General features: G+C 62.3%; 20 protein-coding genes and 3 pseudogenes. 17 read left to right on the forward strand and 6 right to left on the reverse strand.

What is annotated here, in order from left to right; all coding sequences use genetic code 11:
- Window positions 1-246: 246 nt before the first annotated feature.
- Entirely contained in the window at window positions 247-1,629 is a 1,383-nt protein-coding gene (locus FNM00_RS17650; protein ID WP_143914855.1) for an O-antigen ligase family protein, read from the reverse strand.
- Window positions 1,630-1,799: 170 nt separating this feature from the next.
- Here FNM00_RS17650 and FNM00_RS17655 point away from each other — a divergent pair.
- The 13 genes and pseudogenes from FNM00_RS17655 to FNM00_RS17705 all read left to right on the forward strand — a co-directional run.
- Window positions 1,800-1,952 (forward strand): annotated as a pseudogene (locus tag FNM00_RS17655) (ISL3 family transposase); the annotation flags it as partial.
- A gap of 47 nt (window positions 1,953-1,999) precedes the next feature.
- A pseudogene (locus FNM00_RS19585) lies at window positions 2,000-2,131 on the forward strand (ISL3 family transposase); the annotation flags it as partial.
- A 74-nt stretch (window positions 2,132-2,205) separates the two neighbouring features.
- The gene (locus tag FNM00_RS17660; RefSeq protein ID WP_221933806.1) at window positions 2,206-3,018 is read left to right on the forward strand and encodes a WecB/TagA/CpsF family glycosyltransferase; all 813 of its coding nucleotides are present in this window, start codon (window positions 2,206-2,208) and stop codon (window positions 3,016-3,018) included.
- 222 nt (window positions 3,019-3,240) lie between these two features.
- Window positions 3,241-4,527 carry a flippase gene (locus tag FNM00_RS17665; protein WP_143914856.1) on the forward strand — a complete coding sequence of 429 codons (1,287 nt, stop codon included), beginning with the start codon at window positions 3,241-3,243 and terminating at the stop codon, window positions 4,525-4,527.
- Window positions 4,528-4,535: 8 nt separating this feature from the next.
- On the forward strand, window positions 4,536-5,582 hold the full coding sequence (locus FNM00_RS17670; protein WP_185973226.1) for a nitroreductase family protein: 1,047 nt from the start codon (window positions 4,536-4,538) through the stop codon (window positions 5,580-5,582).
- The gene (locus FNM00_RS17675) at window positions 5,572-6,705 is read left to right on the forward strand and encodes a polysaccharide pyruvyl transferase family protein (protein ID WP_143914858.1); all 1,134 of its coding nucleotides are present in this window, start codon (window positions 5,572-5,574) and stop codon (window positions 6,703-6,705) included. The genes FNM00_RS17670 and FNM00_RS17675 overlap by 11 nt, the downstream gene beginning before the upstream one ends.
- 194 nt (window positions 6,706-6,899) lie before the next feature.
- Complete coding sequence (locus FNM00_RS17680; protein WP_185973228.1) at window positions 6,900-7,904, forward strand: glycosyltransferase family 4 protein; 1,005 nt, start codon at window positions 6,900-6,902, stop codon at window positions 7,902-7,904.
- Window positions 7,897-8,262, forward strand: a pseudogene (locus tag FNM00_RS19590) (glycosyltransferase family 2 protein); the annotation flags it as partial. The gene FNM00_RS17680 and the pseudogene FNM00_RS19590, both read left to right, overlap by 8 nt.
- 519 nt (window positions 8,263-8,781) lie before the next feature.
- The gene (locus FNM00_RS19345) at window positions 8,782-9,297 is read left to right on the forward strand and encodes a serine O-acetyltransferase (protein ID WP_246065228.1); all 516 of its coding nucleotides are present in this window, start codon (window positions 8,782-8,784) and stop codon (window positions 9,295-9,297) included.
- On the forward strand, window positions 9,294-10,322 hold the full coding sequence (gmd, locus tag FNM00_RS17690) for a GDP-mannose 4,6-dehydratase (protein ID WP_143914861.1): 1,029 nt from the start codon (window positions 9,294-9,296) through the stop codon (window positions 10,320-10,322). The genes FNM00_RS19345 and gmd overlap by 4 nt, the downstream gene beginning before the upstream one ends.
- Window positions 10,319-11,311, forward strand: a complete 993-nt coding sequence (locus tag FNM00_RS17695) for a GDP-L-fucose synthase family protein (RefSeq protein ID WP_281281142.1) — start codon at window positions 10,319-10,321, stop codon at window positions 11,309-11,311. Before gmd ends, FNM00_RS17695 begins: the two co-directional genes overlap by 4 nt.
- Window positions 11,312-11,355: 44 nt before the next feature.
- Window positions 11,356-11,835, forward strand: a complete 480-nt coding sequence (locus FNM00_RS17700) for a DUF4916 domain-containing protein (protein ID WP_185973229.1) — start codon at window positions 11,356-11,358, stop codon at window positions 11,833-11,835.
- 113 nt (window positions 11,836-11,948) lie between these two features.
- On the forward strand, window positions 11,949-13,445 hold the full coding sequence (locus FNM00_RS17705) for a sugar transferase (protein ID WP_221933807.1): 1,497 nt from the start codon (window positions 11,949-11,951) through the stop codon (window positions 13,443-13,445).
- 16 nt (window positions 13,446-13,461) lie between these two features.
- On the opposite strand, the gene FNM00_RS17710 is transcribed toward FNM00_RS17705, so the two are convergent.
- A complete protein-coding gene (locus FNM00_RS17710) occupies window positions 13,462-15,240 on the reverse strand; it encodes an ATP-binding protein (RefSeq protein WP_143914864.1) in 1,779 nt (592 codons plus the stop codon).
- A 306-nt stretch (window positions 15,241-15,546) separates the two neighbouring features.
- Between FNM00_RS17710 and FNM00_RS17715 the strand changes: the two genes are divergently transcribed.
- The 4 genes from FNM00_RS17715 to FNM00_RS17730 all read left to right on the forward strand — a co-directional run bounded on the left by FNM00_RS17715 (window position 15,547) and on the right by FNM00_RS17730 (window position 19,359).
- Window positions 15,547-16,482 carry a pseudouridine-5'-phosphate glycosidase gene (locus FNM00_RS17715; protein ID WP_143914865.1) on the forward strand — a complete coding sequence of 312 codons (936 nt, stop codon included), beginning with the start codon at window positions 15,547-15,549 and terminating at the stop codon, window positions 16,480-16,482.
- 27 nt (window positions 16,483-16,509) lie between these two features.
- Window positions 16,510-17,913: a PTS transporter subunit EIIC gene (locus FNM00_RS17720; RefSeq protein WP_143914866.1), complete on the forward strand. Its 1,404-nt coding sequence runs from the start codon at window positions 16,510-16,512 to the stop codon at window positions 17,911-17,913.
- Window positions 17,914-18,007: 94 nt separating this feature from the next.
- Entirely contained in the window at window positions 18,008-18,895 is an 888-nt protein-coding gene (locus FNM00_RS17725; RefSeq protein ID WP_185973230.1) for an eIF2B alpha/beta/delta subunit family protein, read from the forward strand.
- A complete protein-coding gene (locus FNM00_RS17730) occupies window positions 18,892-19,359 on the forward strand; it encodes a PTS sugar transporter subunit IIA (RefSeq protein ID WP_143914868.1) in 468 nt (155 codons plus the stop codon). Before FNM00_RS17725 ends, FNM00_RS17730 begins: the two co-directional genes overlap by 4 nt.
- An 8-nt stretch (window positions 19,360-19,367) precedes the next feature.
- Here the strand turns inward: FNM00_RS17730 and FNM00_RS17735 are convergent, their stop codons facing one another.
- From FNM00_RS17735 to FNM00_RS17750, 4 genes are all read right to left on the reverse strand, one after another.
- Window positions 19,368-20,252 (reverse strand): LysR family transcriptional regulator, encoded by an 885-nt coding sequence (locus FNM00_RS17735; RefSeq protein WP_143914869.1) that lies wholly within the window; start codon window positions 20,250-20,252, stop codon window positions 19,368-19,370.
- Window positions 20,253-20,470: 218 nt separating this feature from the next.
- A complete protein-coding gene (locus FNM00_RS17740; RefSeq protein ID WP_143914870.1) occupies window positions 20,471-21,817 on the reverse strand; it encodes an MFS transporter in 1,347 nt (448 codons plus the stop codon).
- A gap of 12 nt (window positions 21,818-21,829) precedes the next feature.
- Window positions 21,830-23,251 carry a phenylacetate--CoA ligase family protein gene (locus tag FNM00_RS17745; protein WP_246065229.1) on the reverse strand — a complete coding sequence of 474 codons (1,422 nt, stop codon included), beginning with the start codon at window positions 23,249-23,251 and terminating at the stop codon, window positions 21,830-21,832.
- A 27-nt stretch (window positions 23,252-23,278) separates the two neighbouring features.
- Entirely contained in the window at window positions 23,279-25,030 is a 1,752-nt protein-coding gene (locus tag FNM00_RS17750; protein WP_143914871.1) for a thiamine pyrophosphate-binding protein, read from the reverse strand.
- Window positions 25,031-25,099 lie beyond the last annotated feature (69 nt).

Below are 25,099 nucleotides of genomic sequence, written 5' to 3' on the forward strand. Positions count from 1 at the left end.
CAACGGACGACTCGAACACCTCCGCGGCTCTGCCCTCGGCTTCAGGAATCTGACCAACTACATCGCTCGGAGCCTGCTCGAGACCGGCGGCTTCAGACCCCAACTACACCCTCGATTCGGATGAGCCTGCAAACCTCTCATCCATCGAGTTATCACTCACATAGACCATCTGACACACCCCCCGATGGGTGGCTTGGCCGGACGCCACCCCGGCCTGGGAACAAACCACTCAGCGATCACGCACCACTAGGAATTGTGCTGACGAGCGGCGGCGCGGGTAATATCCACGTGGCGACCCATGACAAGAGAAGAATCAGGTTTGCGGGCGCCAGCACGTGAAGCCATAATTACCCCAGCAGACCAAAAAAACGGTATCGCGCCAAACGGCGCCTCAAGAACAACTCCAAGTGAAGCAACCGGGATTATCGCGGCAATCGAGAGCGTGGAGAAAGCCAGAAGATCGTCGTCACCGATGTCCTGACGTCGGCGCCACGCGATAGCCACCAACTGCGCCATCCACAGAGATGCCAGAAAAATCCCAATTGCACCGAGGCGGGCATATACGCCAACGAACCAATTGTGTGGACTCCGAACATTCGTATAGGTAGTGCCCTCCAAGAACTTCTTTGTTCCGGACTGCGCAAGAAAATCGTTGCCGAAACCGCTTCCAACCGCGGCACGGAGAGGGTCGTCATTAGTCCACTCGATGACAGTCTCCCATGTGCGTTCACGCGCTTGCTGCGTACCTTGCGCGTTCATCTCAGCACGGCTACCTGAAATAGAATCAGGCATGATTGTCGCGATCAAACGCTCGCCCGCCGTAGTTGTAGGTAGACCGATAAGCACTGCCAGCAGAATCACCGGGGTTGCGAATGCCATTGCCAGTTGTCGACCTTTCGCCTCTCGGGACCCAGCGTAGGTGAAGGCGAAAGAAAGAGCTAAGGCAAGCAGGAGACTGATTTGTCCAGCCCGTGTCGCTGTGGTAGTGAAAACTACAAACACACCGAGCGCGATGCCTGCGATGTTCCAGAAGCGACGTGAACTTACGAGAATCGCCTGACGCAAGTTTAGACCTGCGGCTATCGCTACGAGGGCTACATCGATATCTGGCCGAACCTGAAAAATCGGCGATGACGCAAACGGCCCCGCTATGCTAAAGCCCGATTCATTACCGCTCAGCGCAACGACGGAAAACCACAGCATATGGATCGTGAGAGCCCATCGGAACACACGCACTGTGGCCGCCCGGTCGCTTTTGCTAGATCGCGCCAGGCTGGCTGCGGAGACGAAAGCGAGCGCTCCGTATAGGAAGGGAACTGCGTCCCGTAACCAGTCCAATATTCCGGCCTGACCAAGCGATAGGAGGACACGTATCGCAATGAATCCAAAAAAAATGGCAAAAAGGTACGTGACTCCTTGGAATCCATCGATTCGCGGCCGAGAACCTTTGATCCCGCGGGTTACAAGCATGTGCGTCAGTATGAACGCAATGAGGATATCACTGATGAACAGCGGATTTACTCCGAGCGTCGTTCCCCACCTCGAGAACGCAAGGACGAACGCTACAACGGTCGTTCCGACGATACGTTTCGCCTTGGAGTCCTCCTGCGCGCTGTAGCGTTGTCCCACAAGCAGCAGGCTACCAGCGGCGGGGCGTCTCTCCGGCGAGCAGTGACCTGGCTACTAATGCGGCTCTTCCCAGATGAGGGTGTAGTTCGGGTACGCGAATCGGTGTCGGGTAGATGTCGAGGTCTCTCGATGATGGAAGTTCTCACACTGCCAATCTGGAAGACCTCGACGTGGTTGACGCTACACTCACCTGCCCTGGTCTGACGACCCTCACCGGCCTCGATGAGCTTGGCCTGGAGGTGACGGGCCAACACCTCGAACCCGGCCGGGCGGTGCTGGCTTGCCGGGACGTCGAACCGGATGGCTGGTGTCGACGCTGGGGTCTGCCGCACGAGTAGGTGAATCTGTCAACTAACCCTGCAGCAGTCCCATCAGCAGCGGAGTTTCGAAGATCTTGGTCAAGATCACAACCCTCGGTCGGACCCTGAAGAAACGAGCAGCCGACATCCGGGCCTACTTCGGCCGCCCCGGCACGTTGAACGGCACCACAGCGGCCGTTGATGACATCCGATCTCGGGTATATTGGGACGTGACTAATATCGCGAAGGCCGCGCTCGCACCGGAGGAGCCACCACATTGAACACCGATCAGAATGCAGACGATGCCTCTTATTCGATCGTTCCCTCGGTTGGACACAGCGTGCACTTCGGGGTTCATCGTGTCGGCAACGTGCCCTTCTGCGTAACAAATATCGACGCCGCTGTGAACTGGCTAACAGCAGCAGCGAAGGGTCAGTCGGCGGTGAGCGTTCGGCTCGCAAATGCATACTGCGTGGCCCTTGCCGAGGAGGATCCCGTCTATGGGGACCTGCTCCGCCGCGCAGGTGTGAACTTTCCGGATGGTACGCCCGTCGTATGGACCATGCGAGCCCAAGGCAATGCCGCAGCGCGGCGAGTGAGAGGGCCTTCGTTCTTCATTCGTGCCATCGAGGAGCAGGCTGCGACGGGGTTGCGCCCCTTTTTTCTAGGAGCGAGCGGTGAGACCTTGGATCTCTTGACCTCTGTCATGACTGGGGCGCACCCTGATCTTGATATCGCCGGTAGCTACTCGCCGCCTTTCGCCCCCGTTTCCGATGAATATATTGATGATTGCTTAAATGCCATCGGTACGGCGGCACCCGACCTCGTGTGGGTCGGGCTCGGTACGCCGAAACAGGACTTCGTTTCTACCGCGCTGGCTGAGCGTTTAGGGATCCCATGCATCGGTGTGGGTGCCGCGTTCGATTTCGCCGCGGGCACCGTCAGGGAGGCTCCCAAGTTCATCCAGAATAGCGGATTTGAGTGGGCGTACCGGTTCGCCTCCGAGCCTCGTCGTCTTTGGCGTCGTTACCTGGTTGGTAATTTAAGTTTCCTCGGGGCGGTAAAGCGATACTGGCGCGTAAACGCATGAGTTTTACGGCGGAGCTATATGTTACGGCGGTCAGTCTGATGACGTGGAACTCATTCGTCGGGAGAGTCTCTACCGCACGCCGAAATAGATCCTCGCGGCCCCTTTTGAACGGGTTGCAACAAATCAAACTTAATCTTGCGGGCGTTCTCAATGCCACGCATAGGCTGTTGTTAGTCGTCCTAGAAGGGGCAGCGACCAACTGGCTTACGATCAGGAACACCTGTGGGTAGTGCTCGCGCGAACGGTATCTGGGCTGTGAGTCAACAGATCGTGACGGTCGGGTTGGCTGGGCTTTTCAGCATTGCCCTAGTCCGGGTTGTCTCGGTCGAAGATTTTGGAGTATTTAGTTACGCCACAGCAATCGCGACACTGGGCGTTTCAATAATGACCGGAGGGATGCAGGCGCTCGCCGTCCGAGAGTTTAGAAATTCTCATGTCCAACGTTCGGTCATATTGTCGAGTGTTTTTTTCATTCGCGAAGTAATGGCCGTCGTCGTCTATCTGGTATTCGTTGTCTACTCCGTGGGATTCGCCGGTAGCGGAACGTGGATTCCAACCGCAGTGGCATGCGTAGCTGTCCTCGCCCGAGTTTTTGACGCCCCGGAGTTAGTGTTTCAGTCGGATCTGCGAACCAAGACTCCGGCACTGATCCGGACGGTCACGGCCGTTGTCTTCTTTGGTGTTCGTATAGCCGCGATACTCCTTTGGCCCACGCTGGCAGTTTTCCTGATCTTGTTCGTGCTCGAGCAGCTCGTTGCGGCGTTAGTTATCTTCGGTACCTACCGTCGTGTATATCCAGCCGGGTCGCTCGCACGTAGGGAGTGGTCATACACCAAACGCCTTGCGCGCGATGCTGCGCCGCTTTCCTTGTCAGGACTCGCCAATCAGGTGGGTCTCCGCGCGAGCGTCATCACGTTGCAGACTATGAGCGGTCCCACTACCGTCGCCATCTACGCCGCGGCTTCTAGGTTGAGCGAGCTGCTGCACGTCGTGCCGACTGCCTACATGGCGGCCACATTTCCTAGTCTGTTAGACCTCAAATCCAATGGTAACGACGCTGTATATCACCGGATGCTTCGTAGAAGTCTTTCGGGCTCGTTCTATCTGGGGATTGTGGTCGCGGTGGTAACGGCCCTGCTCGCCGATCCGATTGTGCTCCTCTTATTCGGTGAGCAGTACGGTCTGTCCTCCGACGTTCTCCGTATACTGGCGATCACCTGCCCCTTCATCTTTATGGCGGCGGTGCTCAGTAAGTGGATAGTCGCGGAAGGCGTGCTGTGGGCATCGCTCCTGAGACACTCAATCGGCGCCGTGCTCGCGGTCGGGCTGAATGTCGCTCTGATTCCTTCCTGGGGTGCGGTTGGATCAGCTTGGGCAACAGTTGGGTCATCGGTCGCCGCCTCCTACCTGTTCTGTTTTCTCACACGAAGCACATGGTTGATGGGGGCGTACATGACCCTCGCCCCCGTCGAACCTCTGCTCGCTGCGATTCGAAAGTTGAGAGGTTAACTGGCCTGATGAAGTTTCCCGAAGGTAGTCTTAAAGACCGGCTGAAGCGAGCGCGGGATCGCGCCCGGGTGAGTTTGTACACCTACGGACGAGGCGCAATCCACTATCGAGTTGCCAGTACAGCGCTCGATCGTGAGGCAGATGCCGTGTTTGCGGGCATCCAAGCTCACCATTCTCGGGTGCGAACCGGTTCTGAGTTGTTCGAGCTACGTCGCCGAGTTCACATGATCGAGAAAGGCCTCACTATGAGGCCGCGCCGCGACACATTTGCCGTCGCATACATTGACCTGGTGCTGGACCGCCTATCAACTGCTATGGTTCAGGGTCTCCTTACCGATGAAATGATCGCCTGGTCTCGAGACGTCCTCGACGGATACTTTGACGCCACGAGTAGCAGTCCGAACGCCGTGATAGCAGCCGCGCGCGACCGCTATCGAGGTATGAATCTGACATCTTCGATGCCATACCTCGGGCCGGGTGGCCCGACTGTAGGTATCGCTGCTGCCAACTTTGACGACTTGTGTGAGTTGGCGCAACGCAGGCGTTCCGTCAGATGGTTCGACGATAGGCCTGTTGATCGGGCTACCGTCGACCGCGCTATCGCGATGGCGATCGAAGCACCCACTGCCTGCAATCGCGTGCCGTACAGCTTCCGAGTGTTCGATAGGCCGGAGGACGCGCGTCGGGTTGCAGCGATAGCCGGAGGCACTGCTGGTTATGTGCACAATCTCAACGCGGTCATGGTCTTGGTTGGCGACTTGTCTGCATATGTCGATGAACGAGACCGACACTTGATCTATATTGATGGAAGTCTTGCAGCAATGTCACTTCTCCTTGGTTTGGAAGTGCAGGGGGTATCATCCTGCTGCATAAACTGGCCGGACCTGCGCCGACCGGAAAAAGAAATCCGACGACTTCTTGATCTCGCTCCATATGAGCGCGTGGTAATGTTGATAGCCTACGGACATGCCGACCCCGATGGGCTGGCTCCCGTGTCGCCGAAGGTCCCTTTGAACATGGCGCGAAAGTACGAGGTCCTCGCTAATGGGGAATGAGGTGTACTTCGTTCGCGGAGTGGGATCACATAATGGCGGGGCGGAGCTGCTTTTGCGCGCGAGCGCTGAGTATGCGCGCAGTCGCGGTGCCGTGCCTGCCGCAGACGTTCGGAGAGTCAGCCATGAGTTGCGCCGTGCCTGGCGTGTTGCTGGCCTTTGGGACGTACCCAAGCTTGAGAAACTGAGTTCGTGCGGGTTGTCTCTCGCTCCGAGGTCGCTTGCCGCCGCGGCGGGTGTTTATGCGACACGACACGTGGCTGCGACCCTGGACGCTTCGGGGTTCTTCTTGGGCGACCAGTGGGCCGCCTCTTCGATTGCCCGCGATGCCCGATCGTACGGCCGGCTTTCCAAACGAGGCCGTCCGATCATCATGCTTCCTCAGGCCTTCGGCCCGTTCGACCGACCTGCGATCGCAGACGAAGCAAGACGCCTGCTGGATCAAGCTACGCTAATCTTTGCCCGCGACGCGGTCTCGCTGGGACACCTGGCCGCATTGATAGGGAACGGTGACGATCGAATCGCTATGGTCCCGGACATCACGATTGCGCTCGACTCCCACCCGGTCAACGTAACGGATCGCATCCCGCAAGTAGCAGTGGTTCCGAACGTGAACATCCCAGCACGCGCGGATGGTGCGAATTCACGCGAACGCTATGTTGCTTCGCTGGCGAATGTCTGCGGCGAGTTGGAGCGCCGAGGCTTGGAGCCAATCTTACTTGCGCATTCGCTGCACGGCGATCCCGAAATCGTTCGTGAAGTCACAGCGGTTCGACCCGGTGTTAGAGTTGAAAATCCAGCAGATGGCCTGGCAGCGAAGGCTATTATCTCACGATGCGCGGGCGTGGTAGCAGGGCGTTACCACGCGATCGTGAGTGCACTAAGTCAGGGAGTTCCTGCCGTTGCACATTCCTGGTCACACAAATATGGCGAGCTGTACGGTGATTTCGGGATCGCGCCTCAGCTCGCAGACCCATTCAAGCCTGAGGAGTCTGTGAGCGTGCTCGATGATCTTCTGCGAGATCAGGATTTGCCGGGTGTTCTCGTGGCGGCGCAGGCAAGGCTCAGTACAACGATCGGTGAGATGTGGCACCGGGTCGATAGGGCCATTGGTTCGGCGTCATGATCGGATTTCAGCGACTGCGATCTGCCAGGCCTGCTTCGAGACGCGTGCGCCTGCGAAAACCTACCAATTTCGCGAGCGAAACGGCCCCGATAGAGGACCGTTTTCGCTCTGGAAAGCTTCTTGGGGTTGGCGTCATGAGTCCTAAGGTCCTCGTGATCAGCCAGCTACCTCCACCGGTCCATGGCTCGGCCATCGTGACGCAGATCCTGGTAGAGGAACTCACCGCATCGAGCGCCGAAATCCGCCTTGCAGACCGCCGCTTTAGTAAAGAGGTAGGTGATATCGGCAATCTCAGCGGGCGCAAGGTCGTGGCGGCGGTAGGCCTTCTCGGCCGAGTCCTTCGGATGTCTCGTCACGCAGATTGCGCCATATTCTTCGTTACGAACAGGCCAGCCTCGTTCCTTGTTGACTGCGTAATTAGTCTGGTCTTGCGAGCAAAGCGGATCCCGACTCTTGGCTACGTGCATGCGCTCGGATATGAACGACTCGCTAGACGCGGCAGGGTATGGCGACAGCTGGTCCGAATCCATTTCTCCTGCGCATCGACAGTCGTATGTCTGAGCCCCCGGCTCGCCCACGACGTAGCGCCCTTTGTAAGGAAAGAAGCTAGGATTGAAACCGTTCCGAACACCATTCTCGATGTAGACGACATTCCTGCCCGCTCCAGCTGCCACGGAGTGGTCACCTACTTTTCTAACTTCATCCCTGAGAAGGGTATCGCCGATTTTATCGCTCTATCACGGAGTATCTCTGATATCCGATTCGTTGCGGCCGGGTCGCCTGTCGACGAAGAGCAGCTCGGTCAACTTCGTCGAGATTCACCGCCCAATCTCGAGATCGTCGGCCAGGCCCTGGGTCGCGACAAGCGTGATTTATGGTCGAAGACTTCAATTCTTGTGTTCCCGAGTCGTTACGAGTTCGAGGCTCAACCGCTTACGATTATCGAGGCCCTGTCCAAGGGCATACCAGTAATTGCGTATGATGTGGGCGGTGTTGGAGATCTCGTCGATGATGGCACGAATGGCTATCTCCTCCCAGAAGGTGATGTCGCGGGAATGAAACGCGCAATCGAAGGTTTGATTAATAATTCGGATGAACTCGCTCGGCTTGGAGCCGGAGCGCGTAACACCTTCATTGATAACCACTCGCGTTCTGCTTTCAGAAACGCATGGATAAAGTTGCTTGGAGATTATGCTTAGCGTTGTCATCCCTGCGTTCGACGCAGAAGTAACCATCGGCTCAGCCATTCAAAGCGCCATTCTCGCGGGTGCCACGGAGGTAATCGTTGTCGATGATGGGTCAACTGACCGAACGTCAGAGATTGCATTCTTGGCAGGCGCGACTGTGGTTTCACAGGATAACGCGGGGGCCGCCGAAGCCCGGCGCCGCGGGGTCCGCGAAGTTAGTGGAGAATTCACCGTTCTGTTGGACGCCGATGATGAGCTAATCCCAGAAGGCACCTTGCGTTCGATGGAGCTACTCGCCGAGCACCGCGACTCGCCGTTCGCCTGTGGAACGACGGTCGGAATTGGTCGCGGCGGACACCGGCGTAAACTGAGTCACTGGGCTGACGGCATCACGGTTGAAAATCTGCTAGCGCGAGGCCATGCACCAGGACCACCAGCCGCCTTCGTGTGGCGAACGACCGCACTCCGCGCGGTGCTTACTGATGATCCGAAACCACTTTGGCCTCGTTATGCGGAGGATTACGAGTTTCTTATTCGCGGTGCTCTTCGCGGGACAGTTCTGGAACATCAAGTCCCATCCTGTCTCTATCGCTGGGTCGGTGGAAAGTCGAGCGCCGGGCCCGAAAAAAGTGTCCGAGCTGCAGAATCTATTCGCCTCCATTATTCGCGGCAGATTTCGGTGCCAGTTTCGCCTAGGACTGATCAGGCGATTAGGCGGATGGCGTTGTCGCGAAGAGCGGCGGAATTCTCACGCCCTCGGGACGCGATACGTCGCGCTGTGTTTCTTGGTCGCGGTGCTTTTGCTGAGCCCGCTTATGTTGCAGGGAAGGTGCGGTCACGCATGTCGCGTAAGAGATCGGATGGGGTTAGGCGTTCTCTGTGGAATGACATGGTCGCTGATTACCGCGCAAATCGTCACGATCCAAAGGCCCGGTTTGTTCTCGTGCTTTTCCGGTTATCTCAAGCGGCCATGGGAAACTCACGCACTCGGCGCCTTCTTTTTAGCCCGCTTGAAATGAGTTATCGTTTGTTAACCGAGGGTCTGCTCGGGCTCGAGATTCGGCCCAAGACGTCGATAGGTCCTGGCCTGTCTATTTACCACGGGTTCGGGATCGTGATCAACGATGGCGCGATTTTGGGCTCACGTGTGCAACTGCGCAACGGCGTGACGGTCGGCCACCGCCGCATCGGTGGTGGCGTACCGCGGATCGGAGACGATGTAAATGTCGGGGCTGGAGCCATTATCCTGGGCGATATCGAGATTGGCCATGGCGCAGTGATAGGTGCTGGTTCCGTGGTCCTCACGTCGGTTCCTGCGGGCGATGTCGTCGCGGGTAATCCGGCCCGTTCAGTCAGGCCGGGTTCGGTTTCATTCGGAAAGTCGGAAGAGGAAGGAATCAGATGAAGCGTGCGCTGATCACCGGAATTACGGGCCAGGATGGTTCCTATCTCGCTGAGCTGCTGCTCGCGAAGGGGTACGAGGTTCACGGTCTTATCCGTCGTGCTTCCACGTTCAACACGCAGCGGATCGACCACCTTTACCAAGATCCGCACGATGAGGATGCGAAGCTATTCCTCCACTACGCTGATCTTGGCGACGGTGCTCGCCTCGTCACTTTGATGAGCGAGATCCGGCCCGACGAGGTCTACAATCTCGCGGCTCAGTCGCATGTACGCGTGTCGTTCGACGAGCCTGAGCACACGGCCGATGTGACCGGCACTGGCACTATTCGTCTTCTGGAGGCGGTTCGTCTCGCGGGTATCGAGACGCGCTACTACCAGGCGTCTACCTCGGAGCTGTACGGCGCGACGCCCCCACCTCAGAGTGAGGACACGCCGTTCTATCCGCGCTCGCCGTATGCCGCTGCCAAGCTATATAGCTACTGGATCACCAAGAACTACCGTGAGGCGTACGAGATGTTTGCCGTCAACGGCATCTTGTTCAACCATGAGTCACCGCGTCGTGGCGAGACCTTCGTGACTCGCAAGATCACTCGCGCCGTGGCCGCCATCAAGACCGGCCGACAACAGCACCTCTACATGGGAAATATCGATTCAATCCGTGACTGGGGCTATGCGCCCGAGTATGTCGAAGGCATGTGGCGGATGCTTCAGGCCGATGAACCCCAGGACTACGTACTCGCTACCGGGCTCGGCATCACTGTTCGAGAGTTCCTCGAGATCTCGTTCAGCCATGCGGGGCTGAACTGGGAAGACCACGTCAAGTTTGACGAGCGCTACCTGCGGCCGACGGAGGTCGACGCCCTGGTCGGCGACCCGGCCAAGGCGGAAAAGGACCTGGGGTGGAAGGCCACCGTTGATGGTCGCGAGCTTGCCAAGATCATGGTCGATGCCGACCTGGAAGCCATCGAACACGCCGGCAGGCCATGGTTCGATCGAGTGAAGCTCGCTTCGTGGGGCACCGCGTGAGTACCGGTATTCAGACCTCTGACGGCGTTGATTTTAAGCCGAGAGAGCTCGATCGGGACGCTACGTTCTATGTAGCCGGCCATCGCGGGCTCGTCGGCTCAGCGATCGTTCGTCGACTCGAGGCGGGAGGATTCAATCGCGTTGTCGGCCGGGCATCGAGCGAGCTTGACCTCAAGGATCGCGGGGCTGTCTTCGACTACTTCGCCGCCGAGAAGCCGGCCTATGTCGCGCTCGCCGCCGCCAAGGTGGGTGGAATCCTAGCCAATAACACCTATCCGGTCGACTTCCTCAGCGACAACCTGCGTATTCAGCTCAACGTCATGGATGCAGCTCGTGAACAGGGCGTGGAGCGCATGATCTTCCTCGGATCGTCATGTATCTATCCCAAGTACGCCGAACAGCCTATCCGTGAGGACTCGCTGCTCACCGGCCATCTTGAACCGACCAATGATGCCTACGCGATCGCCAAGATTGCCGGAATCATGCAGGTGCAGGCTGTGCGTCGCCAGTACGGCCTGCCGTGGATCAGCGCGATGCCGACCAACCTCTACGGCCCCAATGACAACTTCTCGCCCAAGGGCTCTCACGTCCTGCCCGCGCTGATTCGCCGCTACGACGAAGCTGCACGCGAAGAAGCTGACAGCGTCACCAACTGGGGAACTGGCAACCCTCGACGTGAGTTCCTCCACGTCGATGACCTGGCGGACGCCGTGCTCTATCTCATGGAGCACTACGACGGGCCGTCGCAGGTCAACGTGGGCACCGGGTCGGACGTAACCATCCGTGAGATCGCCGAGACGATCGGTCACGTGGTCGGTTTCGAAGGCGCTACCGAATGGGATACGTCCAAGCCGGATGGAACACCGCAGAAGCTCCTTGACGTCTCCTACCTCGCCGAGCAGGGTTGGACCGCTCAGATCTCACTCGAAGAGGGACTTCGCCGGACCGTCGAGTGGTATCGCGAGCACCGAGATGAACTACGTGAGTGAGTCCTTCGTCGTCTCCGAAATGGGCTAGCGAGACCGTGACACTGTTGTCCGCCGCTGACTGGCGTTGGGCGCAGGATCATCTTCCGATTCTCTGCGTGGATGTGCTCCCCATCGCTACGATCGATGGTCAAAGACATATCGGTCTGATCGAGCGTGAACATCCGGAAGGAACGATGGTGTGGTGCCATCTCGGCGGTCGAGTATGGCGTGGCGAGACTATCGCGGAGGCCATCCGCCGGCATCTGAACGAGACGCTCAGCGGTGCCGAGGTCCACGTGCCAGACGAACCCCAACCACAACTTGTCATGCAGTGGTTTCCCGAGCGTCGCGACGGATTGACGCACTCGGGGGTCGACCCGCGGAAGCACGCGGTCGCGCTCTGCTTCGTGCTTCCGGTCGCGCCAGCGGCCTGTGTTTCCGATGGTGGGGAGGGACTGAAATTCCGTTGGTTCGCGGCCGGTGACGAGAAGCGTGTCCCACTCTGGCGCGGCACCGACTCCATGATCGACGCGTTGGCCCTCTAGTTCTTGAAGCTGACCCCAACAGCGATTCTCGATCACTCAAAAGTTGAGAATTGGACTACTGGCGAGCACTCATTACGGCAGACTGATCGGTGGTGGGGAGAGAGGACGGTGCCGTGACAGGGGTACCACAGCAGCGAACGCACCCGAGCGGTGCCGTACGGCCGACGGAGTCTTCGGCCAACGGCTCGAAGAGCTGGGTCGACGCCTACGCCCGGTCCGTGATGATCGGTGACGGTTTCGTCGTCTATGCGGCGGCCGTGATCGCCCTGATGATCAGGTTCGGCGTCGTCACGGAGGGCTTCGGCGAGGCTGCAACGACCTACGTGTCGATCACGGTCCTTCTCACCATCGCGTGGGTGCTCGTGTTGCACCTGGCCGGCACCTACGACAGACGCTTGCTCGGGGACGGCCCCGACGAGTATGCCAAAGTCTTCAACGTCAGCCTCTTCCTCTTCGGCATGGTCGCGATCGTCTCCTACCTGCTGCAGTTTCAGACCTCGCGCGGATACCTCGGTATCGCTCTGCCTATCGGCCTCGTCGGCCTGCTGCTTAACCGCAAGTTCTGGCGCAACCGGCTGCAGAAGCAGCGGGCCAGAGGCAAGGCCTCGCACCACGTCATGATCGTGGGTGGCGTCGAGACGGCCAGCGATATCGCGGCCTGGATGGGCCGACATGCCTCCGCTGGTTACCGCGTAAGCGGCGTGTGGGTTCCCGACTCTGAGTCCGGTCCCCGACAGTGGCTCGATGTACCGGACCAGTTCGTCCCGGTGTTCGGCTCGAGCCACGATCTCCGCGATGCCCTCTATCTCACCGAGGCTGACACCGTCATCGTCAGCGACACTGAGCATCTCGGTCACCACGGGTTGCGTCAGTTGTCCTGGGACCTGCATGACCTCGACATCGACCTCATGGTGTCGCCCAATGTCATGGACGTCGCAGGACCTCGCGTCCACGTCCGCGCCGTTGCCAACATGCCCCTCGTGCATGTGGAGGAGCCGCAGTTCAAAGCGGCCGCCACCATCACCAAGAAGATCTTCGACCGCGCCTTCGCCACTGCCGCGCTGTTCGCTGTCTCGCCGCTCATGATCGCCATCGCCGTCGCGGTGAAGCTCGACTCCAAGGGTCCCGTCCTCTACAAGTCCGAACGCATCGGCAAGGACGGCGAAGCATTCTCCATGCTCAAATTCCGCAGCATGCGCCCGAACGCAGACCAAGAAGTGCAAGCGCTGCGCGATGCTAACGATGTCAAAGCCGTGCTCTTCAAGATGGAGGACGACCCGCGCGTCACCCGCGTCGGCAAGTTCATCCGCCGCTACAGCCTCGACGAGCTGCCGCAGTTCATCAATGTGCTTTGCGGCGACATGAGCATCGTCGGTCCGCGACCTCCGTTGCGGACCGAGGTCGAGGCCTACGATGATTTCGCCGCCAAGCGCCTCCTGGTCAAGCAGGGCATCACCGGGCTCTGGCAGGTCAGCGGACGTTCCGACCTCGACTGGGACGAGACCGTGCGCCTCGACCTCGACTATGTCGAGAACTGGTCCATGATGCGCGACCTGCAGATCATCTGGCGCACGATCCGCGCCGTCGTCGCCAAGGAAGGCGCGTACTGAGCACGGTGACGGGAGATCATTCCGCGTCGGCTCCCGCCCACTTGTAGTAGAAGCCGCGCCCCCGTCCAGAGGCGGACGAAGGCTCGAGAGCGCCTTCGGCGGCGAGTGACTTGAGCGTTGCTCCGACATTGGTGCCGCTGGCGCCGACGAGGCTGCCTAGCTCGGTGCTGCTGATGCGACCGCGCGCTTGCGCGTACGACAGAGCGATTTCGGCGCGGCTCGGCAGCTGGCGATGATGCCCGACGGCCCGGTCAAGGTCGAGAAGCGCTTTCATCGCCCTTGGCGCGAGTCTCCAGACGGGCGGGCTCGCCTCCGGCGTTCCCTTCACGGTCGTGAGAAGAGGCGCACCGTTGATATTCGCATGAGCAACCTTCAGGATGGCTCCCCGCGCCTCTTCGGCCGGAAGCTGAATCAGCGCGGCGCAACTTCGCTCGTCGACCCAGCCTGTGTCCACGAGGCGCCTCAGAATAAGCAATGAGGAGACATCTGAGGATTCCTCGACCGGTTCGACCTTGCTGAGCCAGTCGATCCATGGCTCATCGAGCGTGTCGCCGACGAGGGAAGCTCGAACGTATGGGCCCGTCGTTTCCCGGATCACGGGGGGCTGATGTCCGAGACGGAGCATTTCCCTCACCATGCGATCGACACCGATTCCTTCTCGCTCGGCCACGCGTAGGTCGGCGAGAAGTTGGGTCAGTGCTGGGTTGCGCGACTGCGAGGGATGGGTGAGTATGTTCGACTCGTTCACCCCGCCGAAGAACCCGCCTGGGCTTGTGACGCGCAAAGTTCGCCCGATGTGCTCGACGGAGGTCGGGCCAGAGTCCCCCCACTCCCGGTGAGCCACGCCGTTGACGATGGCTTCGCGTGCGGCGAGGGCAGGGATGTCACGCACCTGCCGCACGACCAGCCCGGTCGGTAGATGGCGCGTCATGTTGTTGGCGTCGATCGTCAAGAAGACCTCGGCTAGCTCTTCTAGGAGTGAGCGGTCCCTCCTGCGTACTCGTGCGGTGCTGTCCCCGCCGGCGTAGTCGCGATGCATGTAATCAAGGCAAGGGGAGCCGCGACCGACGAATGCGAGCACTCCCGCGTTGGTGAGCATCCCGTCGTGAGTCACAGCATTCAAGCGCCGTAGTAGTTGAGTGTCGGAGCTGCTCGCAAGCTCTTCCGCCCCCGGGTCACCGCTATCGAGTAGGAAGTCGCGAGCCACCGCAAGGGCCCGCTGGCGGATCTCGCTGGCAGGGGTCGCCGATGCGCTGTTGGACCAGTCATAGTTCAGCGTCTGCATACGCTTGGTGTGCCAGGTGGATGCGTCGACCTCCACGCAGTGATGGTCGACGCGCCAGAAGATTTTGTCGTTGAACCGGATCGGCTCGACGGCACTCGGCGCCATGATGATGAGTAGTCGTACATCGCGAACCGTCACCTCGGTGACATCAGCTGTCAACAACCGACGGGTCAGCTCGTAGATCCGATGCCTCAACCACTCGGCGTCCAATTCCGCACCGATAAGTTCGCCACGGTCACTGACCCCGACGACGAGCGCACCTCCGCCGGGTGTGTTCGACATGCAGGCGGCCTCGGCAGCGAGCTTCTCGGCCGCAGGGCCGTTCTCGGGAGTGCCCGGCAGGACCTCTCCGGAGTGGTTGCGTCGGCCAGCTTCCTCCTTGAGGTCGACTCGACGTGTCTCGTAGTGCCCGTCGACATCCTCCCCGGATTCGAGCCGCTCCAGCAGAATACGGACCTCTACGCGTACGGGGTCCTCTCGAAAGTTGTGCTCACGGGTCCAGTATCGCACCGGCTAATAATTTTTGGCGAATTTAATTATGGTCGGAGGATGCAGCGTTCGTCCGTCATAATTTTTAGCGGTCGCCCGTCTCGACGAGCTGCCGCAGTTCGTCAACGTGCTCCGTGTCGAGTGTCGTCGTCCCGCGTACGCGGCTGCGCACCAAGCGCCTGCTGGTCCGGGCTCTGTCGGCCGACACCCTCCGCGTCCACGCTTGCCCTTTATAGCCTGCGTCTATGAGCCATGCCAACTCGCTACTGTACGGTCCGTCACGTTGTTCCTAGGCTGCGATGAAAATCATGTCGAAGGGATCTGAACGTGCCCGGTACCACCGCCTCCTCGCCCATCCGTGTCTCCGACGAGGTCCGGGCGGCACTCGCCGAGGACCTCCCCGTCCTGGCCCTCGAGTCAACGATCTTCACCCACGGCCTGCCGCGCCCCGCCAATGTCGAGACGGCCCGAGAGGCTGAGCGGACGATCCGAGAGAAAGGCGTGGTTCCCGCCACCATCGGGGTCGTCGGCGGTGTCCCTACCGTAGGCCTGAGCGATGCCGAGATCGAACGGCTGTCGTCCTCCGACGCCGTCGTCAAGGCCAGCGTGCGCGACCTCATCACCACCGCGGAGTCCAAGCAGGACGCCGGAACCACCATCGCCGCCACCGCCCTGCTCGCCCACCGCGTCGGCATCGCAGTGTTCTCCACCGGCGGCCTCGGCGGTGTCCACCATGGCGCATCGACCACCTTCGACGAGTCCGCGGACATCACCTCCTTGGCCACCACCCCCATCGTGCTGGTGAGCTCGGGCGCCAAGGCCATCCTGGACATCGGGGCCACACTGGAGCGATTCGAGACCTACAGCATCCCCGTCGTCGGATACGGCACCGACCGTTACCCGGGATTCTTCGTGCAGGACTCCGGTTTCCCAGTCCCCAATAGAGCCGACTCGCCTGAGGCCATCGCCCACATGTTCGACTTCTCCCGCAGCCTGGGACTCTCCTCGGCCGTACTCGTCGGCAACCCGATCCCCGAGCACGAGCAGATGGATCCCGCCTACCTCGACGGCGTCATCGAACAGGCGTGGGCGGCAGCCGAGGCGGCGCAGGTGCGGGGACAGGACGCCACGCCATTCCTACTCGACTTCATTCAGCGCAGCACCGGGGGAGAGAGTCTGCGCGCCAATATCGCGCTCTACCGGAACAACGTAGCCCTCGGCTGCGAGGTGGCGCGAGCCGTTAGCTCCATCAGTCGGGCATGAGCCCATTCGGATAACGAGGAGAACGCCATGACGACGACCCCCGAGACCCAGGCCGACGCCATCGTCGAGGCGGTCGGTGGCCCGGACAACATCCGCACCGCCACCAACTGTATGACTCGAGTCCGGCTCACCTTCGTCGACGAGTCGAAGATCGACGACGATGCCCTCAAACAGGTTCCCGGCGTCATGACCGTCGTGAAGGTCGGAGAGCAGTACCAACTGGTGATGGGCGGCGGGGTCGACAAGGTGCGCGCCGCCATCACCGATCGGACCGGTGCGGCAGCCGACGGCGGAGGCGAGGCTCCGTCAGTGACGAGAGGCCAGCCCGCCGGCAACCCCTTCTCGCGGCTGATCGGTGTCATCGCCGAGATCGTCTCGCCTGTGATCCCCGCTCTGCTCGCCTCCGCATTCGTCAAGATCGTGGCAGTGATCTGCACGGAGATCGTGGGCATCTCCGACACCAACTCGACAGTGCAGATCCTGCACCTCATCGCGGACTCCCTGTACTACTTCTTCCCTGCGATCATCGGCTGGTCGGCCGCCCGCAAATTCGGCGCCGACGTCGCCATCGGTCTGATCATCGTCGGACTGCTGATGAACCCCGGCCTGGCCGCACTATTCGCCGACGGCGGGGATCCGTCCTTCCTCGGCCTACCGCTTACCGAGGTCGACTACTGGGGCAGTGTGCTTCCAGCGGTCCTCTCCATGTGGGTGCTGTCCCACGTCGAGCGATTCCTGCGAAAGGTCGTCCCGGACGTTGCCCGCAGCATCGTCGTCCCCTTCGTGTCACTGCTGGTAGTCGCACCGATCGCCGTCCTCGCCCTCGGCCCGCTGGGGGCATGGGGAGGCCGTGCCCTTGTAGATGTCTTCCAGAGTCTCTACGACTTCAGCCCGATCCTCGCCGGCGCCCTCATCGGCGGCACGTGGCAGCTGTTGATCATCTTCGGCATGCACATCGTGCTCCTGGCGCTGATCACCGTTCCCAATATCGCCACCTTCGGCCGCGACCAGGTGATCATGACGCACGCGGCGAGCCTGTTCTGTCAGATCGCTGCCGGACTCGCGGTTGCCGCCCGTGCCAAGGATCCGGAGATCAAGAAGAATGCGTTCACCTTGAGCATCACCAGCCTGTTGGCGGGCAACGTCATCGAGCCCGTGATGTACGGCGTGAACATCAAGTACCGGCGCCCGTTCTACTTCGTCCTCGTCGGCGGGGCCATCGGCGGCGCTATCACCGGGGCGACGTTCGCGGGCACCACCGCCCCGGTCGCCTTCAGCTTCTACAGCATCCCGGCCTATATGGGCGCCGGGTTCGCCGGCCTCGTCATCGGCACGATCGTAGGGTCGGTCGTGACCTTCGCCCTCACCTACTTCGTGGGCTTCGATGAGACCCTCAAGAACAGCCAGCGGACGGGCGACCGGGTCGCCTGATCCCGTCCCCCACCAGAGAAGGAGAACGATCACTGTGAGCCTGCCCGACATCGAGTTCACGTCGGCCGATCATGTTGTCCAGGAGATTCGGGACATGAACGTCAAAGGGGGGAGCCCCTTCGGCCGAGCCGCGGCCTGGGCCCACCGCTGGGTCGCCCGTGAACCCGGTCTCGAGACGCTCGACGCGTTGCGCGACCGTACTGCGGACATCGCCCGCCAGATGTCCAACCTGAAGCCGACGATGGCGACGATCGCCAATGTCAACACTCTCGTTTCCGAAGCCCTTCACACGTGCGACGGGCCAGACGAGGCGCGCGAGGTGATCGAGGCGCTCACCGCGCGGATCATCGACCATTCCTACCGGGCGGTGGCCGAGGTGACACGAGTTGCCGCCGAACTGATCCCCGATGGTGGAACGGTGCTCATGCACAGCTATTCGAGCACCCTCGTGGACTCCTACCAGGCCGCCTTCGACGCCGGCAAACGCTTCAGCGTCGTCTGCACGGAGTCGCGCCCCCTGCGTGAATCGCTCAACGCCGTGCGCCTCTTGCGTGAAATGGGCTGCGAGGACGTCCGATTCGTGACGGACGCCGCGATGGCCGAATCGGTCAAGACGGCGGACATCGTCGTGCTCGGCGCAGACAGCCTCAGCGTCGACGGCTCCGTGGCCAATAAGATCGGCTCCTTCCCCGTCGCACTCGCCGCACGTCATTACGATGTGCCCGTCTACGTGCTCAGCGAACTGTTCAAGTATGACGCGCGCACGGCGCAGGGTGGAGCGATCGCCTTAGAGAAGCGTGATCCCGATGAGGTCCTGGCGCGTGACGACGAGCGATTCGTGGAGGGCATGACGGTCATCAATCAGTTCTTCGATCTCACACCGGCTAACCTCATACGCGGCCTCGTGACCGAGAACGGTGTCATCCCGCCCGCTCTGGTCTCGACCCACTGGAATGTCCTGCGTGAGGAACTGCTCGCATGAACACCCCGGCACCGGTCGAACTCCACGCTCCATGCGAGGGCCGGGTTGTCCCGCTCAGGGAAGTGGCCGACCCGGTCTTCTCTGTCGGGACACTGGGCCCGGGATTCGCGGTCGTGCCCACCAACGGTGTCGTCGTCGCCCCGGTCGCGGGCACGATCACCCACGTGATGCCGTCACGCCACGGCATCATCCTCGCTGCCGCCGATGGGCTCACATTGCTCATCCACTGCGGCATCGACACGGTCGAACTGGAGGGACGGGGACTGGAGGCGCTAGTCGAGCAGGGTCAGTCAGTCGATATTGGCACCCCGCTCGTGCTGATGGACCTGCAGGTGGTGGCCGACGCCGGCTACCGCGCCGACGTCATCGTCGTGGCAAGCGAGATCGGGGCGTTCACGAACCTCGAGGTCGTCGCCACGGGCCCGGTCGATGCAGGCCAGAGCGTAGCGGTCGTGCGCCCCTGACGCTGTGCTCACAGCCGCGCGAACAGCTCCATCAGGTCGCGGTAGGTGCGCAGAGCCAGCTCAGAGCGAACAACCGTGTGCAACGGCACCGTCGCCTCGGGTGTGAGCGGATTCGCTGAGATCGAGTCGGGCAGGAACAGACCGAAGTCCTCCGGCACGATGGCGAATGCCCGCCCTTCCTCGAGGAGGTAATAGTGCACTCCGGCGATCCGCGTGCTCGTCACCGTATCGATCTGTCCGATACCGCGATCAGCGCAGATCTTCATGATGGTGTCGAAGTAGGCAGGGTCGCTGCGCCGCTCCCACACCAGGAGAGACATCGTCTTCAGCTCGGTGAGATCCACCGGGCCATGCCCGTGCGGGCAGACGTCGACCGATGCGACCACCACCATGCGGTCCTCGCGCAGCTTCCTGACGTATCCGGCGGCTCCCGCGTCCAGGCAGTGCCCGATACCGATGTCGGCATCACCCCGCGTCACCGTGTCCACCACAGCACCAGTGTTGACCTCGACGATCTCGGGTCGCCAGCGGTGTCCGTCGTCCAGCTGTCGCAAGATCGCCGGGGCCAGCCGGTTCGCCACCGATGGCGAGACGGCGATCCGTACGCTGACCCCCTCGGTCGCACTGCCGCTCTCGTCCTCAGCCGCCCGGTCGAAGTCCGCGATGGCCGCCAACGCCTGGCGCGCGAAAGGTAGGAGCCGGGCACCTTGTGGAGTCAGCCGGGTGCCGCTGGACCCGCGATCGAACAGCGAGTATGTCAGCTGGCTCTCGAAGCGCCTCAGCTCTTTGCTCAACGTGGGCTGGGCGATTTGCAGGCGATCGGCGGCTCGAACGAAGTGCAGCTCATCGGCCACGGCGACGAGGATCTCCAACTGACGTCTGTTCGCCCTCATAGGCAGATGATAGAGCGGTGCACTCACCCATCCAGGGCCTGACGATCAGCCGGGGCGGATGACCGCCATCGCAGGGTGAGATTAGCAAGGATCCGACACTCGGCGCCTCCCTCGCCACCCAGCCGGCATCTGGACCAGATAGCCGCCGATACGCGTCGCCGGCTCGCTGGACGTCACCGGGATCGGTCACGTCCAGCGAGCCGCCGAGGGCCTGTGGCTCAGCGCCTGCCCACGCCGGCCTTTTCCTTCTCCAGCCGCGCCACCCGGCTCGGATCATCCACCACATGGGCAGGCAGCCTCGCCAGCAGCGCCGCGCCGACCGCCAGCAGCACCGCGATCCCGTACAACGACGAGATCGTCGATCCGGTCAGATCGCTCAACCACCCCACCAGCGAGGTGCTCAGCAGACCCGAGAAATTGCCCACCGAGTTGATCAGCGCGATACCGCCGGCCGCCGCCACGCCACCCAGGAATGCCGACGGCAGCGTCCAGAACGCCGCCTGTGTCGTCGACGCGCCTGCCGCCGCCAGCGACAACCCGATCATCGCCACCACCGTGTTGCCCATGCCCAGCGCCGTGACCACGAGCCCGGCGGCCGTCACCAGGCACGGGATCGCGGCGTGCAGACGACGCTCACCGGTGCGGTCGGCGTGGATGCTGTTGAGGATCATCGCCGCCACCGCACAGCTGTACGGGATCGCCGTCAGCAGGCCGATGGCGAACAGGCTCTCGACACCCGTCCCCGCGATGATCGTCGGCAACCAGAAGCTGACGATGTAGATGCCCAAGGCGACACACAGATAGATCCCCGACAACAGCCAGATCTTCGGGTCGCGCAGCATCGCCATGAAAGACAGATGCAACGTCGACGACCGCTCGCGGTCCCGCTCCACCTCCGCGAGGATCACCGCCTGCTCGCGGTCCGTCAGCCACTTCGCCGACTTCACCGAGTTGTCCAGGAACATGAGCACGACGAATCCGAGCACGAGCGACGGCAGCGCCTCGATCGCGAACATCCACCGCCACCCCGAGTGCCCCAGCAGCCCGTCCATCGACTCGATGATCCACCCGGACAACGGCCCGCCCACGATCGATGCGACCGGGATCGCCGCCAAGAAGTAGGCGAACACCCGCCCCCGGCGATGCGCCGGGTACCAGAGCGTCAGGTAGTAGAGGATCCCCGGGATGAAGCCCGCCTCCGCGACGCCCAGGAGAAAGCGCAGCACGTAGAACGCCGTCGGATTCGTCACCAGCGCCATCGCCCCGGAGATGATCGCCCACGAGATCATGATCCGCGCGATCCACCGCTTGGCGCCCACGCGGTGCAGGATCGTGTTGCTCGGCACCTCGAAGAGGATGTAACCGACGAAGAACAGACCCGCGCCGAGGCCGTAGACGGTGTCGCTGAAACCGAGATCGGAGCTCATCTGGAGCTTCGCGAATCCTACATTGACGCGGTCGAGATAGGCCGCGGCGTAACAGATGAACAGGAACGGCACGAGCCGGAGCGTCACCCGACGGAACAGGCGGTCGACGTCGATATCTCGCTGGTCAGCAGTGGTCATGATCGTCACCCCTCATCGCAGATTGCGCTGGTCGTCGACCCGTCGGGCCTTGTGGTCGGTGCGCTCGAAGGTCCGCGCCGGTACGACCTCCACCCCGACGCGCAGGCCGACGACCGACTGCAACTCGCCGGCCACCCGCGCCTGGAACTCCTCCCCGGAGGAGTGGCCCGAAGCCGGCGCGTGCTCCACTCGCACGAGCATCTCGTCCATCGAACCGGTCCTCGTGACGATGATCCGGTGCTCTCCGCCGTAGTCGCTGAAACCACGCAGCGCGTTGTCGATCTCCGTCGGATAGACGTTCTCGCCACGGATGTGCAGCATGTCGTCGATGCGCCCGTACACGCCCTGCGGCAGCCACGGGTAGGTACGGCCGCACGGGTTCTCCCGCATCTCCCAGCGCGTCAGATCCCCTGACGCGAGCCGGATCATGGGCTGAGACGTGCGCTCCAGATGCGTATAGACGGGCGTTCCCTCGCTGCCGAACGGCACCGTGCGATAGGTGCTCGGATCGCAGACCTCGTGGTACACGATGTCCTGCCATAGCAGCATCCCCTCGGGTGATCCCGCGGTGGCCGACGCGCTCATGAACGGCGTCATCTCGGCCATCGTCCCGCAATCGATCACCGTCGCACCGAAGGCTTCGGCGATTGCCGAGCGCACCGATGGCACGGAGGCCCCCGGCTCGCCGGAGAAGAACATCACCTTGATGCCGAACTCGCGCGGATCGATGCCCTGCTCGGCGGCCACCTCGGCCAGCCGTAGCGCGTAGGAAGGGGTCGCGTAGAACGCCGTCGGCCGCGATGTGGCGAGCCACCGCACCGCTCGCGCCGTCATTCCCGGCGCTCCCGCGCCGAAGGGGAAGACCCGGCAGTGCAGTCGCTCGGCACCCGCCAGCGCACCCCACGAGCCGAGGTACAGACTGAACACGGCGGCCACGAACACCGTGTCCCCGGGGCGCACTCCCATGCCCCACAGGATGCGGGCATGGTTGTTCGCGATCACGGACCAGTCGTCGCGACCGACCGCGAAGGCCGTCGGCGTGCCGGTCGTGCCTGAGGTGCCGTGGATGTGATGGATCTGCTCATCGGGGACGCACAGGTAGTCGCCGAAGGGCGGATGATCGAGCTGCGACTGACGCAGATCGGCCTTCGTGACCACCGGTACCTGCTCGAAGGCCTCGAAGGAGGTGATGTCGCCGGGCTCCAGACCCGCCTCGGCCCACTTGCGACGGTAGAAGGGCGAGGTCGCGGCGGCGTACTCCATCACCTCGCGCAGCCGGGCGAGCACCGCCTGCTGGCGCAGCTCGGGGTCCATCGTCTCGCGTTCGGGGAACCAGTACGGCGAGTCCGCCGACGGGAAGTAGGTGTCGTCGTAGCGCGCGGGGAAGCCCCACTGCTCCATACGTGCTGCGGTGTCCAGGGACTGGATCGTCATCAGGATGTGTCCTCTCGGTTCGGGTGCTCAGTCGTGGTCGGGGAGGTTGCGGCGATCGATCTCGCGGTCGTCCCAGGGGGTCAGTGCCTGGTACTCGGGCACGAACCCCAAGCCCTTGCCTCCATCGGGCGAGACGGCGTCGCGGCTCACGTCGACGTGGACGACGGCCGGTGCGTTGTCCATCGCCTTGCGCAGTGCCGCGACCAGGTCGTCCGGGTCGTCCACGCGGATGCCGAAGGCGCCGAGGCCCTCGGCGAGGACCGCGTAGTCGGCGTGCCCGAGCTCCGTCCCGGCGACCAGCCCGTAGTTCTCCTGCTGGTCGAAGCGCTCGATATTCCATGCCTGGTTGTCGGCGACCACGAACACGGCCCTCGCGCCGTGCCGGACGGCGGTGTTGATCTCCATCGCGTTCAGGCCGAAGGCGCCGTCACCGTTCACGGACACCACGGGGCGGTCGGGATGCTCCAGGGCGGCTGCCACGCCGAACGGCACTCCGACGCCGAGGCAGCCCAGCGACCCTGGATCCAGATAGGTTCCTGGTTGAAGTCCGAGCCGGGCGAAGCTCAGCAGGTCGCCGCCATCGGCGATGAGGATCGGGTCGGTCAGCTTGAGATCGTGGAGTGCGTCGAAGATCCGATTCGGGTGCATCCGGCCGTCCGAGCCGCTGGGAGCGGTCGCGAGCGCCGCGCGGTGTCGCTCGGAGCGGTCGACGTGCGAGGCGCGCAGCTCGTCGCGCCAGCTGGTGTCGGGTGTGTGCCCAGCGCGGGTCAGGGCCGCGGTCGCATCGGCGAGCGTCCAGGCGATGTCTGCGAGGATCTCCACCTCTCCGCGGCGATTGTCGGTTAGCTCGCTCGTCGCATCCGACAACCGGGCGAAGCGAGCGTGCGGGAAGACCGCCGGAGATCCGTAGCCCAGCTGGTAGTCCAGCTGCCGTCCCAGCGTCACGACGAGGTCGGCATCGCCCATCACCCGCGAGCGGCTCGCGCCCACGTAGGCGGGATGGGCGGCATCGATCAGTCCTCGGCTCTCCTGCGTGTCCAGGTAGGCCGCACCGGTGGCGTCGAGGAAGCCGGCGAGCTCGGTTCCGGTGCCGCGGGCACCGCGTCCGGAGATCACGGCGATCTTGTCGGCCGAGCCGATCGCCTGCACGAGTGCGTCGATAGCGGCGCCGTCGGCCCGCACGCGACGCGGCCCGACTCGGCGGACGTGCTCGGGCAGCACCACACCGGCTGGCGGTGCTGCACGCAGCGCCGCGGGTGGGATCTCGAGATAGACCGGACCTGGTGATCCGCCGTCGCCGAGCGCCACGCTCCAGGCCTCGCTGATCTCGCGCAGCACCTGATCGGGCTCGCGCAAGGTCCGGGCCCGGCGGGTGATCGGGCGCATCATTCCGACGTGGTCGATGTCCTGCAGCGCGCCCATATTGGCCTGCGGCCCGGGGGCGCACCCGCCGATCAGCAGCACTGGGGTCCGCGCCACCGAGGCATTGGCGACCGGGGTGACGGCATTCGTCACGCCCGGTCCCGCCGTCACCAGTGCGACCCCCGGCGTTCCGGTGAGCTCGGCATGCGCCTGCGCCATGTGCACGGCGGCCGCCTCGTGGCGGACATCGACGATCTGGACGCCGCGGCGGGCGAGCTGATCCCAGATCGGCTGGATGTGACCGCCTTGGAGGCCGAAGACACGTCGGACACCGTTCTCGGTCAGGAAATCGGCGATCAGCCCGGCCACGGTGGCAGACGTCGCCGACGGTTCGCGGGCTTCTGGCTGGTTGTTCATGGTGCTCCTTCGCGGCACTTAGAGTGGTCCGCGTCACACCGTAGGGCATTCTGAATTCAGAACGCAAGA

This window comes from Aeromicrobium piscarium (genome assembly GCF_007421815.1).
Lineage (GTDB): Bacteria > Actinomycetota > Actinomycetes > Propionibacteriales > Nocardioidaceae > Aeromicrobium > Aeromicrobium piscarium.

What these genes read in the sequence shown, in the direction of transcription:
- FNM00_RS17670 (WP_185973226.1), top strand. Translation starts at nt 4,536, where the DNA reads ATGAAGTTTCCCGAAGGTAGTCTTAAAGACCGGCTGAAGCGAGCGCGG.
- FNM00_RS17740 (WP_143914870.1), bottom strand. Translation starts at nt 21,817, where the DNA reads ATGACCACTGCTGACCAGCGAGATATCGACGTCGACCGCCTGTTCCGT.
- FNM00_RS17725 (WP_185973230.1), top strand. Translation starts at nt 18,008, where the DNA reads ATGAACGTCAAAGGGGGGAGCCCCTTCGGCCGAGCCGCGGCCTGGGCC.
- FNM00_RS19345 (WP_246065228.1), top strand. Translation starts at nt 8,782, where the DNA reads ATGGTCGCTGATTACCGCGCAAATCGTCACGATCCAAAGGCCCGGTTT.
- FNM00_RS17720 (WP_143914866.1), top strand. Translation starts at nt 16,510, where the DNA reads ATGACGACGACCCCCGAGACCCAGGCCGACGCCATCGTCGAGGCGGTC.
- FNM00_RS17730 (WP_143914868.1), top strand. Translation starts at nt 18,892, where the DNA reads ATGAACACCCCGGCACCGGTCGAACTCCACGCTCCATGCGAGGGCCGG.
- gmd (WP_143914861.1), top strand. Translation starts at nt 9,294, where the DNA reads ATGAAGCGTGCGCTGATCACCGGAATTACGGGCCAGGATGGTTCCTAT.
- FNM00_RS17750 (WP_143914871.1), bottom strand. Translation starts at nt 25,030, where the DNA reads ATGAACAACCAGCCAGAAGCCCGCGAACCGTCGGCGACGTCTGCCACC.
- FNM00_RS17745 (WP_246065229.1), bottom strand. Translation starts at nt 23,251, where the DNA reads ATGACGATCCAGTCCCTGGACACCGCAGCACGTATGGAGCAGTGGGGC.
- FNM00_RS17675 (WP_143914858.1), top strand. Translation starts at nt 5,572, where the DNA reads ATGGGGAATGAGGTGTACTTCGTTCGCGGAGTGGGATCACATAATGGC.
- FNM00_RS17735 (WP_143914869.1), bottom strand. Translation starts at nt 20,252, where the DNA reads ATGAGGGCGAACAGACGTCAGTTGGAGATCCTCGTCGCCGTGGCCGAT.